Consider the following 13,219-nt stretch of genomic DNA (forward strand, 5'->3'; position numbering starts at 1 on the left):
AGGGTATAACCAGAATGATCCGTTCAGTTGTTCGCGGATTTGGGTCGGCGCTCCCCAAGCGCGCCATGACCAATCGCGAGATGGAGCAAGTCGTCGATACCAGTGATGACTGGATTGTGCAGCGCACTGGCATTCGCCAGCGTTATATTGCCGGCGAAGGCGAAACGACCGCCTCGCTCGGCGAGCAGGCGGCGCGGTCAGCACTTGCCAATGCCGGCCTGACGGCTGATGATATCGACCTGATCATCGTCGCCACCTCCACGCCGGACAATACTTTTCCTGCTACCGCGGTAAACATCCAGAACCGTCTCGGCATGCATCATGGCTTTGCCTTTGATGTCCAAGCCGTCTGCTCTGGCTTCGTCTATGCGGTGACGACAGCCGACGCTTACATTCGCGGCGGTGTGGCCAAGCGCGTGCTTATCATCGGCGCCGAAACATTCTCCCGCATTCTCGACTGGACTGACCGCACGACCTGCGTCCTCTTCGGCGACGGCGCCGGCGCGCTGATCCTGGAAGCAGGCGAGGGGACCGGCGCCAGCACCGACCGCGGCGTGCTGACGGCCAGCCTGCGCTCCGATGGGGCGCATAAGGACAAGCTCTATGTCGATGGCGGCCCTTCCACGACAGGAACGGTCGGCGTGCTGCACATGGCGGGCCGTGAGGTATTCAAACATGCCGTCGGGATGATCACCGATGTCATCCAGGCCACCTTCGACGCGGCAGAGGTCACGGCCGACGATCTCGACTGGTTGGTACCGCATCAGGCGAACCGCCGTATCATCGATGGCTCGGCCAAAAAACTCGGAATTGCTCCCGAAAAGGTTGTGGTTACCGTGGACCTTCATGGCAACACTTCAGCGGCGTCGATCCCGCTCGCGCTTGCCGTTGCGGCAGGCGACGGCCGAATCAAGAAAGGCGATTTGGTGATGCTGGAAGCCATGGGCGGCGGTTTCACCTGGGGCGCCGTCTTGCTGCGCTGGTAGGCCGCGTCTCTAAAATCCGATTCCTAACAAGAGCTTGACCGTTTGGCGCAAGGGCAATAGTCTCTTGCAGCTTAGATATAATTACGTAGCAATATGGGCGGGGAACTATGACGGGCAAGACAGTGACGCGCGCGGACTTGGCGGAGTCGGTATTCCGGAAAGTCGGCCTCTCCCGGACCGAGTCGGCAGAACTCGTCGAAACGGTGATCGATGAAATTTGCAACGCCATCGTGCGTGGCGAGACCGTGAAACTCTCCTCCTTCGCGACGTTTCAAGTGCGCGATAAGAATGAACGCATTGGTCGTAATCCGAAGACCGGCGAAGAGGTGCCCATCTCTCCGCGCCGCGTCATGACGTTCAAGGCGTCCAATGTCCTGAAGACGCGCATCCTGAAGGCCCATGCGAGCCGCAAGGCAAAAGCCCGGCCGGTAAACCCCGTTTCCTGATCCACGCTTAGCAGACATCGGCGGTGGCTGCGGTACGCGCGCTGGCACGCTGTTTTCAAAGTCTTTCGCGGTTATTTTTCGGCTTGCTTGTGAAAGAGCCGAAGAGACGACTTGAATTTCTCCCGGCAAACCGTTGAAATATGATGAGTCGTATCGCGATAAGCAGCGGTGCGAATATCCGGTTTCGCATGATCCTGCCTGAATGGCGCTGGAGTCATGCTGTGGGAGTATGACGATGGACAAGAGCCCGGATGCATTTCGCACGATCAGCGAAGTCGCGGAAGACCTTGATCTACCGCAGCATGTCTTGCGTTTCTGGGAAACGCGTTTCCCGCAGATCAAGCCGATGAAGCGGGGCGGCGGCCGGCGCTACTATCGTCCGGAAGACGTCGACCTGCTGAATGGTATCCGGCATCTACTGTATGACCACGGCTATACGATCAAGGGTGTTCAGAAGCTTCTGAAAACCAATGGCAACAAATTCGTCATCGCCGTCGGCCATGGCGATCTCGCGAGCGTCGAGGCGCTCGCCTCTGCCGCGCAAGAGCCGGTTGCGGCCGAGCCGCGCGTCGGCTCTCCCGATGACGATCAAATCGTTGGTCGCCCCAAAGCGCCGATCAGTCGCCGCTTCTTTAATTTCGTCAGCGGTGAAGACGACGTTCCCGATGTTTCCATCGGTAAATCGAGCGTCGGCAAGGAGGATCGGGCGCTGTTGCAGGAGACGCTCTACGACCTGCTGGAATGCAAGCGACTGCTCGATCAAGTGCGGTAAGGCAACGGCCGCTCGCTGACCTCTTCTGCTTTTACCTGGTGTTCGTGGCGTCGCTGACAGGTGGGAGGGACCGTGCTTTGAGAGGCGCGCAATCGGATGGCTTCCGCTGGCCCCTGGAGGCGGGAGCGACAGTCCGTCGAAATCTCCGCGCATTTCCGAATGTGGAGATCAGTTACACCTGCGTGGAACGATGGGATTTGCCTGGCTCGGCGCGACGATCGATTTGCCGTCGGCAGAGCGGGGCAGCGTCCAGCACGCGTTCGGGTCTTTTTCCTCTGGGGCGCTCGTATTGCGGTCACCGATAATGGTGTTGCGATAATTGCTGTAGTCGCCTGCCCCGGGACTGTCGCCCGAGCCGCCGCGATCGCCGCCATAGCTGCTAGAAGCCGCCATTGCCGTCGAGACCATGCCGACGGTGAGGAGAAATACGCTCAAGATTCTGAGAAACATGGGTTTTTCCCGCTGATTCAGCCATCTGCGCCGGAGCCCGGTTGCACAGACATCGCAATCCCGGCCCGTGGATTGTATTTATCTATCACGATCATTCAATACAACTAAAATATGTTCCGGACGAGGAGCCGGCATTTTTGAGGTGCTCGGTTTGAGCAAATGCTATTGGTAATGGCAAATGTAAGTGGCATTTTTGTCACTTACGGAATTCTACATTAATGTGACAATTAGCTTGCTTCGCTTATTAACTTGCAAGCTCACCGTGCCGGGTCCAGCTTCAACGGCGAAGCTTCGTTGCTTCACCCTCGATATGAGGGGGATTTAAATCAGGTTATGGCGCGGCCCGATATAATCCGCCGCAAAGCCCGATCCTGATGGATATTCGAATGGAGACACCATGAACATCAAGAGCCTTCTTCTCGGCTCCGCCGCTGCATTGGCGACGGTGAGCGGCGCCCATGCGGCAGACGCAATTGTCGCGGCAGAACCCGAGCCGCTGCAATATGTGCGCATCTGCGACGCCTACGGCACCGGTTATTTCTTCATTCCCGGCACGGAAACCTGCCTCAAGATCGGCGGCAAGATCCGTACGGAAGGCCAATGGTACGATGCTTATAATCCGACGAGCAGGGTCGGTACGCTCTGGCACGACCGCGCCGAGCTCAAAGTCGATACAGCGACGGACACGGAATATGGCGCCCTGAAGACCAACCTTATCCTGCGTTGGGAATGGAATGATGGAGGGGACACAGCTTCGAAGCTGCTGTTTGCCAATATCAGCCTCGGCGGCTTCACTGTCGGCAAGCTCGACTCGCAGTACAATCTCTATGTAGGTTATGCCGGCGATGTGATCAACGATGACGCGATCTATGACGGTCCCTACGAGCTCAACCAGTTGACCTACAATTATGATGGCGGCAACGGCTTTACCGGCGTCATCTCGTTGGAAGATACCAACTCCGCGTCGGATGAAGACAGTTATGGCGGCGCCTGGGTCACCTCGAAGGCAAACCATTACGCACCGAACGTCGTCGCGGGCTTGGGCTACACGACCGGCACGCTAGGTTTCAAGGTCGTCGGTGGTTATGACTCCATCGTCGAAGAGGGCGCAATCAAGGCCCGCGTCGATGCCAAGTTTGGCGGCGTGGAAGCATTCCTGATGGGTGGCTGGAACACGGATGGTGACAAGCTCAACCAGTATGCCGGCTCCTATCAGAATGAATCGGCCTGCACGACCTCCGATGGTGTTGTCCACGGGGCAAAATGCGGCTGGGGCGATTGGGCCGTATGGGGCGGCGTTGGCGTTCCGATCAATGACAAGTTGAAGTGGAACCTGCAGCTCGCCTACACCGACTCGAAAATTTTCGAGGCCACCACCAACGTCAAGTTCATGCCGGTCAAGGAACTGCTCATCGAGCCGGAACTGACCTACATGCACTATGACTTCATCAATGATGATACGGTTGCCGGTGTCCTCCGTTTCGAGCGGAATTTCTAGTTGGGTCCGATTGGACCGGTCTTCGATCGCTAGAGCGCAGTGCGTTCATTTGAACGCACGAAAGTTGTTAGTGCATAGTGATCTCTCAAAGCACGGCCATTTCATGCGGCCACGGATATAAGATTCGAAATGGAAGAAGGGCTGGCCATGGTGCCGGCCCTTTGTTTTTAAAGTCGTTTTGACTGGGCGCTTCATCCAAACAATTCTTGGCCGCTGGCGTCGCGCTACAATGGAAAAATACTAAAGCGATAGTGTCATCTGGTTAACTAGCCGGTGAGTGGGGGCTTGCGCTTGCTTACTCCCGGCTGTATTCAGCTGCGTAGTTATATTACTTTAAATTGCCGGAGAGAAATATGCGCATTCATACCGTCATGGCGATCAGTCTTTTCGCCATGTCGACCATTTTGTCTGGCTGCCAGACGCCGGAACAGTCTGCCGCCAGTGCTGAAATGACCTGTCAGGCTCAGGGATTACGCCCGGGCACGCAGCGCTACGGCCGCTGCGTCGGCACCACCTACCAGGCCAACCGCGCTCAGGCGCAGCAGGCCGAAAATCAGGCCGCTGCAGGTATCGCTGCCGGTATCATCGGCGGCGTCCTCGTCGGCGCTGCGGTCAGTGACAATCATTATCATCATGGCTACTACGGCCATCCCTATTATCATCGTTGCTATCGCTGCTGGTAAGCCGGGCGAGCCGCTCGTTTCAAAAATGAAAACTCCGCCAACATAGCGTCGGCGAAGTTTTGTAGGCCGTTCTTCTCCGTGTCGGCGCAATTCCACGCTAAAGGCTGAACCCTCCTAGAACGGCCGGGTCATCTCTTCCCTGCTGACCAGCTTCAGACTGCGATCGGGTTGGACAATATAGGTTTCGTAGACATCCTGGCCCCACTGATTGACGAAATGGTGCGGCACCCGCGTGCCTGGGGGCGATTGCGTCAGCTTCATTCGCGGCTGGCCGCCATAGGTGATGCTACCGGGGACCGGCTGCAGAGATTGTTCGGATGTCGTGCATGCGGCAAGCAGTGGCGCGCATAGCAAAAAGGCAATAAGTGGCTTCATCGCCGTAACTTTCTAATCACTTCTTATTCAATGAAAAACCGCCTTGGAAGAAAGACGGGAAAGCATCTGTGAGCGTGGCTGGAAGCCACTATATAAAGCTAATGCCGGTGCGGTTGGTGGCAAGGTTTTTTCACGCAGTTGTGCTTGGATCTGTCGCCCTTGCAATTCGAAGGAGTAAGACATGCGAACGATCACCAGATCTATGGCTGTGGGTTTTGGTGTGTTGCTGGTGGCAGGTACCGCGATGCCCGCCGGTGCCGTTACTATGCCCACGCTCACGGTACCGGAACAATCCGACATCATCCAGGTCCACGATCACGGCCACAACCACAACCGTATTCGCGGCGGACACAACAATAACCATGGCTTCGACGGCTATTATGACGATGACTATGACAGCGGCGTGCTGTTCAAGTCCTTCGTGACCGGCACGCTCTTCAACAGGCAACGCACGGAAGGCTATTACGCCGGCCACGCGCAGGCCTGCGCTGACCGCTACCAATCCTACCGCGCATCGGACAACACATACCAGCCGAGCCACGGGCCGCGGCGGGAATGCCGGTGAGTTGCCTGGCCTTCAACGACCCCTTCGCGTCATGCTCGCGCTGCAGGTCGATGAATATCTTTGAAGCCGTTTTGATGCGTGCATAAGGGCAATAAAAACGCCGCAGACCGATAGTTGCGGCGCTTCGCGCTCGGTGTTGATGCAGATGTCGCGAGCTGTAAAGGCAAGCTCAAAAACTAGGGTCCAACGTTTGTATTGCCCGGCGGCTTGTCGTCGCTTCTAATTTTCTGTCCATCCAGATACCCGTGCTCGAATGCCTTCGCCTCTGGACTGCCTTCTGGATAGGGATTCTCCTCGGGTTCGCCCGATCTTTTTCCAGCCTCTATCCAACGGGCATATGCGGCAGCCTCTTCATCGTGAGGAGCGTCGGCCATGGGAGATTGATCCTCGTGCTTTGCCATGTTCATCTCCGCAGAGAATGCCGCCGAAGGCCTTCTCCTCCCTTGGATTATCAGGATTGCTTCTTGATTGCTTCCATTATGGCCTCAAGCTCACCCACCGTAATGAGATCCAGCATGTGACGATCGGCCAGATCGACGAGAGCTGCGGCAACTTCACGCTCGTCCCATCCGGCCGCGACGGCACGTTTCGCTACTTCGGCAAAGGCGGAATGCAGTGCGAACTGGCACCAGGAATAGCGATCAGGGTCGGTTTGCTCGACAGGGGGCGGCTGAATATCCATCATACCTGAAATATCGTGATAACGTGCCTAAACATCAAGGGAACCGACGCGCTGAACCTTCATGTAAAAACCCGCCATTGCCGGCGGGCCTTCCCTTATTGCTGTGCAGGTGCCGTTGCCGGCGGCGTTGACGTTGCCGGTGGCTGCGTCGTGGTGGTTTGAGCCGGTGGAGTTGTTGTATTCGTCGGGCCTGTGCGAGGCCAGAGGCTCCACGCCAGTGCAGCTAGGATAATCGCCGCCAGGATAACCACCCACTGCGCCCAGGGAGGGCGGCGCGAGAGCGGTGTCGTTCTCAGGTCTGGGCTTGGCCCATTGGTATCGTTGCTCATGGTAATACTCCTCCACATCATAAACCTTTGGCTGCACCAAAGGTTCCGGTGATGAAGATGTGGTGTAGTATTTGCAGGTGTCTTACTGTCGACGCAGAACCGATCCTGTGAGACATGGCGGCCGAAGAGCCGATTAATCTCTGCTATACCATTTTTGTCCCACAATTTAGCGAGCCCGCCGCTGCAGCGTTGTTCATCCGCCAGCAGATAAGGAATACACTTTCATAAATCGCGGTAATCGTAGTTTTTACTTCTGACATACGCCTCAATAAAAAGAAAAGTAATCCTCGCCGCTTGCGTTAGATTGTGCTCACATAAATGACCCACATCACGACCTCCCCCCTGTGCCCCGTCATTATAGGCGGGGCTTTTTTTCTGGCCGGCTCGTAGAGGCTAGGATTTCTCAGCTTCAGCTCATTTTGATATGGCAATGAGGAGTTGCCGCAGCCCTCGCGGTGCCCCTGGCGGTCAGGTCGATAGTGCCCAACAATACGACCTGACCGCCGCCCCAGCTTGCCAGGAGCCTTACCGATGCGCACCGCTTCCCGTATGGAGCGGCAGGGTCATACTGGGGTTCTTCGCTGATGCGTTCGGCTACCACGTGTAGCGGAGGCCGAAATCTCCTCGAACGCCATCGCGCTCGCCGCCATCGGTGTTGCCTACCGCGAACTGATAGCCGGCCTGGGCATAGAAGCTCAGCCGGGCGTTGATCTTGGTTGTCACCCCGGCGCTTAGATCCACTCGCGTTCCTTCCTCCAGCAACGGAACCCGGTCGATGCCCGAAAACGTCGTGGTGGCCTGTGCCGCCCAATCCTGCCATAGGTTTGCCCGCACATACGGTTGCCAGATCTGGCCACCATCGCTGACGACCGTCCAGCGGCCGCGCAGACCGATCCGCCCGCTCGCTCCTGAGGTGTCGCCGATCGCGACCTCGCCCAGTCCGTCATTGTCATCGTTGAACGAGACATGTTGCCAGACGATCTGGGCCTGTGGCTCCAGCACGAAGCCCGAACCAAGCGTTGGGATGGGAATTGGATAGCCCGCTTCCAGCGAGGCAGCGAAGCCGGCGCCATCGGTGTCGAGACTGGCATAGCGCGTGGAAGCCGAACCTTGGTAGGCTGTCCCCTGCAACACCGCTTCGAGATACCAGCCGGTCGGACCGTAGTGCGTCCAATAGGCGCCGCCAGTCCATCCATTGAGATTGATGCTACCGGTCTTTCGCAGCTCATAGTTTGTCATGGCGTCGTTAGTAACCAGGCCAGTTACGTCGACATTGGCGTGTCCGTAAGCGAAATATATGCCGGCAACGTCGCTGTGGCCGGGCAGCCATTCGCCGTGCAGGAGATCGACGCCGGCCTGAAAGCCGCCGAGGTTGCCGTCGGTGTGCGGGTCGGCGAAAGCGCGATAGTGGTTATTGATCTGCTCACCGAAAAACGCCCCCAGACGGAACTGGTCCGGCTCCCGCCGTTACCCTGACCATCTCCGATCGCAAGCGTGTCGCCAATGCGCTCGTGCAAAGTGCCGAGCGTGGCGAGGCCGAGCTGCCGGGCAGTCGGCTGCACCGCGCCGTAAGTTGCAATCTCTGGCCCGATGATCGGGTATTCGCCCGGCGGCAGTACCGGCGGCAAATCCTCTGGCAACGCATCTGGCGGCAACTCGTCCGGCGGCGTGATCGGCCCATTCCCGCCATCACCTCCATTGGTTCCATTGCCACCATTGCCGCTCTCACCACCGTTACCGCCTTCGCCGCCGTCGCCGCCGCCCCCAAGAAAGGTCGAACGAAGGAACCAGTCGTTCGGATTGCCGCCATCGACGCCGCCGCGAAAGAGACGATAGTCGAAGGCTCCGCCGCGCACCTCGCTTCCTAACGTGAAGGCGCCATCATCCGTAGTGCCTCCGTTGGTTGCATCAACCACCAGGATGCCATTTGCCACCGTGTAGGCGCCGGGACTGTTCGGGCCGGGGGTGATGAACAGAAGCGTGTCGCCGGTGGCGTGGGCCGCGCCGTCGATGGTGACCGTGCCGCCATCGATGACGAGCTTGTCCGACGCCGAGTTGTCATCTCCGAGATCCGTTCTCAGGTAGATGGAGCCGTCTTGGCCATTGTAGGGTCCGAATACGGTGAGTTCGTTGCCGACGCTATTGGCGTCGCTGTTCGTAATGATAATCCTGCCGGCATTGTCGATCGCGCCTGCGGTCATCCCGTTCGGTGTCGCACGACCCGACATGTTGAGCGTACCGTTGGATGCGATGACGAACTTCGCAAGGCTTCCTGTGGAGGCATTCGTGAAGTTGATTGTGCCGCCGCCGATGACGCCGACATCGACGATCGGTCTATTGGCCGGATCGTCGATCACGAAACCGGTGCCATGAACCGTCATGACGGTGCTGTTCTCCAAGCTCAACAGATAATTCGGCGCGGCGAAAATGAGCTGACCAATCGATTGGCTATTCTGGTCGCGGACCGTCGTGTTGGCTGTGAGGCCGGTAAAGTATGCGGTTACGAGCGGGACCCCAGCACCACTGCCGGACGCGGGCACCCAGTTATTTTGGTTGTTCCACTGATTTGTCCCCGTTCCGCCGACCCATGCCTGCGGAGCCAATGTGGTCCCGAACGGCGCTACCGGCACCTGCTGCGCCGAGGCCGGTACGGAAAGCCCGAGCGATGCGACAAGAGGCAAGACAGAGATCCACGGAAGCAGGCATCGCCGCGGTATGGAAGCCACCACTGGCAATCCGTGGCGATGGCTGTGTGCATTGAAAAATCCGCGATTATTGAAACAGAATGCCCTGAAACCTAGTTCACGCATGCTGGTCCGCCCCCGGACTACGTCGCGACGACTCTAAAATCGCCGCGCGCCTTCGTGCTTCGGATGCGCATTGCGCTACCCACCGTACTCGTCTTTGGCAGCAGAATGCGGGTTGTACAATTAAAGATAGCATTTGCAGGAAATGCGCCTGCGTACAATCTTTATTAGAAAACACTTTTGCAATATGATTTGTCGATCGCTGTTGCCGTCGCGTCACAGTGATCGACGCCACTCTCCTTTGGGACGTGTCTGTGCCAGGACAGAGCGCGCGCGGCCAAACTGGCCCGACTGACTTTCGAGGTGAGCGATGGCGTGAGGCCAATGCAGCTCTACAGTGCCGGACCTCCAATTCTTCGGGACGGTGCAGTGCGCGTTGATCTGGCGCTTCGTCCTGCGAACTTCAAGCCGAGCGACCGCTCGCCAGCCGAACAGGGTCCCGGCCTCAGGGTCGAGGTGGCTAACAAGTTCAGAGGAAATTTGATTGGGAGTTCAAGGAGATAAATGGTCGGGGCGACTGGACTCGAACCAGCGACCCCTTGACCCCCAGTCAAGTGCGCTACCGGGCTGCGCTACGCCCCGACCTGCCGAAAAGGCTTGTTTCGTTTATGGTTTCGGCCTTCAGGATGCAAGTGGAAAATGCGATCGTCGGAATAATAATGGAACAAACGGCGCCGGAAGGCTGCTGCCATGTCCGTTCTCGCCAAGTTTCGCACCATGATCGAGGGCTTAACTTTTGTTTGGCCCCCGATCATTGATTCAGCCGCACCACGACGCGGTCTGCCCCGTCCAATGGCGGGCCAGCCCCTCAGCTACCAGCCGATCGCCAATGGACCGGCCGGCGCGCATCGCGATGCGGTACACGCCGCCATGCTGATCGTCACCGCGCCCACTGGCGGAGAGCACGAAAGTGTCGTCGTTGAGAAGCGCTTGCAGCCGCAGTTTGGCGGCGGTGGCTTTTTGCCGTTCGCCGACGCAATGCGATGGCTCGATATCGGGCACGTCAATGTCCGCCAGACGGATTTTGACTCCATTCTGCCAGAAAGTGTTGCCGTCGACGACGCAGTTCATGCCGGTTTCGCCGCCGCACAGGCCGAATCGCCCGCTGGCTTCAGGCGGGGCAGCGGCAGGTCTCCGGTCTGCCGGCACCGCTACGGGAATGACTTGGGGAGGGACCGGCAGCGTTGAAGCCGGCCGTTCGGGAACGACGGCAGCCGTTCTTATTTTCGGCTTGGCAGTCGGCAACGGCGCATCCACCGGCACATGCCGAACGCCGATGGCGCCGGCATAGGCCTGCAATGACGGCATATCTCTGCGATGCTGATAGGCGAAAATACCCGCCACGGCCGCTAGACCGACTATGCTCCATAGCCACATCGAATTGCCCGCTTTGGACTGTGGCTTGCGCCGCGCGCGCCGTTTCGCTTTTGCCATGGCTTCATTCCTCGATTACGAGGGAATTATCGCCAAGATTTCTTACCGATCCGTTGGCTTTCCGGTTGTCGGCTTTGTGCCGGACCCTTCTTCACTTCGTGGCGGCTGCCGCAGGCTTCAGCTTGACCGCCATTGTGACCTGGCCGCGCACCGTCAGCTTCGGCCCGCGGCCGTCGATATTGATGACATCGGTGTTGCTGGTGAGGCCGTTGATCTGGCAATCATCCGCGATGGTGTCGAGCAGCGCGGCGCAGTTGGTGGCGGCAATCCGATAGAAGGATTTGATCGCATCCTGCTGCTGTTTTTCGTCGTTGCCATCAGCGATCGGAATGGAGAGCGATATCCCGGATTGCACAGAAATATAGCCATCGGGAATCGGGTGGGGATTGCGCAACGGCAATGCCGAAAGGGACTGTGAAAAGGCCGGCGCCGCCGCGCCGAGCAGGAGCAGTGCCGCCGAGATCATACGCTTGTTCATCAGCAGGTCTCCGTTTCTTCGGCTCCTTTTGTCACGTTCCGATGAAGGCTTGGTGATTGCGTAACTTAAAATTGAAGTATCGTGAAGATCGAGGCGCATATTCCGCGAATCAGCAATGCTTCAACATTAAAGGCCGCATCCACAAAACCTTCCTTGCCAAGCCCCCGAGCAAAGCGCATAGTCACGTTATATTTCGTCGGTTTAAATGCGGGCACCGGCGAGTGTGTTTGCGTCTGCCCGACGGACGAGGCGGCGCTTATGTTGGAAACCTCCATCCATCCTCAGGATTTACCCTTGTTTTCTGACGATTTGGATCGTTTGGAAAAGGTGTTGGATGCCGTCTGCGAGGATCGCGGCATCAGTTTCCGCAGCCGTGAAGCCGAGCGTCTCGGCGCGCTGATCATCCAGCTCTATCGCCAGGGCGTGAAGGAAGACGCGAAGCTTCTCGCGCTTGCGAGAGCCTATCTCTGACGCCTCCGCCGTCAGCTCTCTAATCGATTTAAGCCGATTTCACATAGCAGCAATGATGCTTTGTGCCTGTTCGAATCCTTTTCGCTACCCTATATTTGCTGCATCGCACAAACAGAGTCGACTGCTCGATTTGCTTACCCCTGCGGGGTTGATGTGCGGCCGCCGCCCACCAAACAAAATCAACAACGGCGGGCGCGGATAATTTGAAAGGTCCATGATGAATTTCAAAGTTCCGAGCCGGCTTCGCCGTCTGCTCGTTGATTCCGTCGAGTTGCCACAGCTCAAATTTCCCATGACACGGCCGCATTCGCAGCCGGCGCGCCGGCGTGTATCCACGCAACTGGTACCGCAGCGTCTGACGGAGGTCTTGTGGTTCGGGCGCAATCCTGGCGACCTGCGCATGCTGGAATATGTGCCGCCCGGCGTCGAAGGTCCGATGCCGCTTGTTGTCGTCTTGCATGGCTGTCACCAGAATGCCGAGGATTTTGATCGCGCCAGCGGTTGGACCGCCTTGGCGCGCCAGCATGGTTTCGCCGTCCTCTACGCCGTGCAGAAGCCCTCCAACAACGCCAATCTCTGTTTCAATTGGTTCCGCCCGAGCCTGGTGACACGCGATCGCGGCGAACTGGGTTCGATCCGCGAGATGATCGATTTCAGCCGCCAGCTACACAAAATCGATAGCACCAAGATCTTCGTCATGGGCCTGTCGGCCGGCGGCGCCATGGCTTCGGCGCTGCTTGCCACCTATCCGGAGCTCTTCGCAGCCGGTGCCATCATCGGCGGCCTGCCTTTCGGCGCCGCCCGCGATGCCATGTCCGCGCTGGACGTAATGAAGAGAGCTGCCGCGCGCCCGGCCGACAAATGGGCGGAACTCGTCCGCGAAGCCTCGCCGGATGCCCCCCGCTTTCCGGCAATCTCCATCTGGCACGGGACCGATGACGACGTCGTGTCGTTTGGCAATGCCGAAGCGTCGGTGGCGCAGTGGCTGGCCGTACACGAGCGTCCGCAGACCAAGGGTCGGTTGCGCTTGTTCGAGGGCGGCGAGCGGCGCGAATGGCGTAACGACTATGGCGATAAGGTGCTGGAGTTGGTGACCCTGAATGACTTCGGCCACGGCTTGCCGATCGGCCCTGTCGTCGAAGGCAGGGAGCCGGCCAATGATACCGAGCGCTTCATTTTGCCTGCCGCTATCTCCGCACCCGCGGAACTGGTTCGGAGCTGGGGGCTGGCTAAGGTGTAGCGC

General features: G+C 58.3%; 16 protein-coding genes, 1 tRNA gene and 2 pseudogenes. 9 read left to right on the forward strand and 10 right to left on the reverse strand.

Annotated features, from left to right (window positions below):
- The first annotated feature begins 14 nt into the window (after positions 1–14).
- The 3 genes from CCGE525_RS07765 to CCGE525_RS07775 all read left to right on the forward strand — a co-directional run bounded on the left by CCGE525_RS07765 (position 15) and on the right by CCGE525_RS07775 (position 2,204).
- Positions 15–986: a beta-ketoacyl-ACP synthase III gene (locus tag CCGE525_RS07765; RefSeq protein WP_120703779.1), complete on the forward strand. Its 972-nt coding sequence runs from the start codon at positions 15–17 to the stop codon at positions 984–986.
- A 107-nt stretch (positions 987–1,093) separates the two neighbouring features.
- Entirely contained in the window at positions 1,094–1,432 is a 339-nt protein-coding gene (locus CCGE525_RS07770) for an integration host factor subunit alpha (protein WP_107107687.1), read from the forward strand.
- Positions 1,433–1,661: 229 nt separating this feature from the next.
- Complete coding sequence (locus CCGE525_RS07775) at positions 1,662–2,204, forward strand: MerR family transcriptional regulator (protein WP_120703780.1); 543 nt, start codon at positions 1,662–1,664, stop codon at positions 2,202–2,204.
- Positions 2,205–2,372: 168 nt separating this feature from the next.
- On the opposite strand, the gene CCGE525_RS07780 is transcribed toward CCGE525_RS07775, so the two are convergent.
- Positions 2,373–2,654, reverse strand: coding sequence for a hypothetical protein (locus CCGE525_RS07780; RefSeq protein ID WP_120703781.1), 282 nt, complete (start codon positions 2,652–2,654; stop codon positions 2,373–2,375).
- Between the two features lie 397 nt (positions 2,655–3,051).
- Between CCGE525_RS07780 and CCGE525_RS07785 the strand changes: the two genes are divergently transcribed.
- Positions 3,052–4,152 (forward strand): porin, encoded by a 1,101-nt coding sequence (locus CCGE525_RS07785; protein ID WP_120703782.1) that lies wholly within the window; start codon positions 3,052–3,054, stop codon positions 4,150–4,152.
- 353 nt (positions 4,153–4,505) lie between these two features.
- Complete coding sequence (locus tag CCGE525_RS07790) at positions 4,506–4,835, forward strand: hypothetical protein (RefSeq protein ID WP_120703783.1); 330 nt, start codon at positions 4,506–4,508, stop codon at positions 4,833–4,835.
- A gap of 114 nt (positions 4,836–4,949) precedes the next feature.
- On the opposite strand, the gene CCGE525_RS07795 is transcribed toward CCGE525_RS07790, so the two are convergent.
- Positions 4,950–5,210, reverse strand: coding sequence for a hypothetical protein (locus CCGE525_RS07795; protein WP_120703784.1), 261 nt, complete (start codon positions 5,208–5,210; stop codon positions 4,950–4,952).
- A 181-nt stretch (positions 5,211–5,391) separates the two neighbouring features.
- Here CCGE525_RS07795 and CCGE525_RS07800 point away from each other — a divergent pair, with 181 nt between their 5' ends.
- Entirely contained in the window at positions 5,392–5,775 is a 384-nt protein-coding gene (locus CCGE525_RS07800; RefSeq protein ID WP_120703785.1) for a BA14K family protein, read from the forward strand.
- A gap of 176 nt (positions 5,776–5,951) precedes the next feature.
- Here the strand turns inward: CCGE525_RS07800 and CCGE525_RS07805 are convergent, their stop codons facing one another.
- From CCGE525_RS07805 to CCGE525_RS39685, 5 genes and pseudogenes are all read right to left on the reverse strand, one after another.
- Positions 5,952–6,176 (reverse strand): Sf3a2-prov protein, encoded by a 225-nt coding sequence (locus CCGE525_RS07805; protein WP_120703786.1) that lies wholly within the window; start codon positions 6,174–6,176, stop codon positions 5,952–5,954.
- A gap of 50 nt (positions 6,177–6,226) precedes the next feature.
- Positions 6,227–6,460, reverse strand: coding sequence for a hypothetical protein (locus CCGE525_RS07810; protein ID WP_120703787.1), 234 nt, complete (start codon positions 6,458–6,460; stop codon positions 6,227–6,229).
- A 24-nt stretch (positions 6,461–6,484) separates the two neighbouring features.
- Positions 6,485–6,823: a hypothetical protein gene (locus CCGE525_RS07815; protein ID WP_162950139.1), complete on the reverse strand. Its 339-nt coding sequence runs from the start codon at positions 6,821–6,823 to the stop codon at positions 6,485–6,487.
- Between the two features lie 557 nt (positions 6,824–7,380).
- Complete coding sequence (locus CCGE525_RS39550) at positions 7,381–8,229, reverse strand: autotransporter outer membrane beta-barrel domain-containing protein (RefSeq protein WP_342637438.1); 849 nt, start codon at positions 8,227–8,229, stop codon at positions 7,381–7,383.
- Positions 8,230–8,264: 35 nt separating this feature from the next.
- Positions 8,265–9,596, reverse strand: a pseudogene (locus CCGE525_RS39685) (autotransporter outer membrane beta-barrel domain-containing protein); the annotation flags it as partial.
- A 282-nt stretch (positions 9,597–9,878) separates the two neighbouring features.
- Between CCGE525_RS39685 and CCGE525_RS38925 the strand changes: the two are divergent.
- A pseudogene (locus CCGE525_RS38925) lies at positions 9,879–10,097 on the forward strand (hypothetical protein); the annotation flags it as partial.
- Position 10,098: 1 nt separating this feature from the next.
- Here CCGE525_RS38925 and CCGE525_RS07835 read toward each other — a convergent pair.
- The 3 genes from CCGE525_RS07835 to CCGE525_RS07845 form a co-directional block, all read right to left on the reverse strand.
- A tRNA-Pro gene (locus CCGE525_RS07835) sits at positions 10,099–10,175 on the reverse strand.
- 177 nt (positions 10,176–10,352) lie between these two features.
- Positions 10,353–11,027 (reverse strand): thermonuclease family protein, encoded by a 675-nt coding sequence (locus CCGE525_RS07840; RefSeq protein WP_120703792.1) that lies wholly within the window; start codon positions 11,025–11,027, stop codon positions 10,353–10,355.
- A gap of 91 nt (positions 11,028–11,118) precedes the next feature.
- Entirely contained in the window at positions 11,119–11,505 is a 387-nt protein-coding gene (locus CCGE525_RS07845; protein WP_120703793.1) for a hypothetical protein, read from the reverse strand.
- A gap of 258 nt (positions 11,506–11,763) precedes the next feature.
- Between CCGE525_RS07845 and CCGE525_RS07850 the strand changes: the two genes are divergently transcribed.
- Positions 11,764–11,976, forward strand: coding sequence for a hypothetical protein (locus CCGE525_RS07850; protein WP_120703794.1), 213 nt, complete (start codon positions 11,764–11,766; stop codon positions 11,974–11,976).
- 214 nt (positions 11,977–12,190) lie between these two features.
- A complete protein-coding gene (locus CCGE525_RS07855) occupies positions 12,191–13,216 on the forward strand; it encodes an extracellular catalytic domain type 1 short-chain-length polyhydroxyalkanoate depolymerase (RefSeq protein WP_245472106.1) in 1,026 nt (341 codons plus the stop codon).
- Positions 13,217–13,219: the final 3 nt, after the last annotated feature.

The sequence above is a fragment of the Rhizobium jaguaris genome (genome assembly GCF_003627755.1).
In the GTDB taxonomy this organism is placed as follows: Bacteria; Pseudomonadota; Alphaproteobacteria; order Rhizobiales; family Rhizobiaceae; genus Rhizobium; species Rhizobium jaguaris.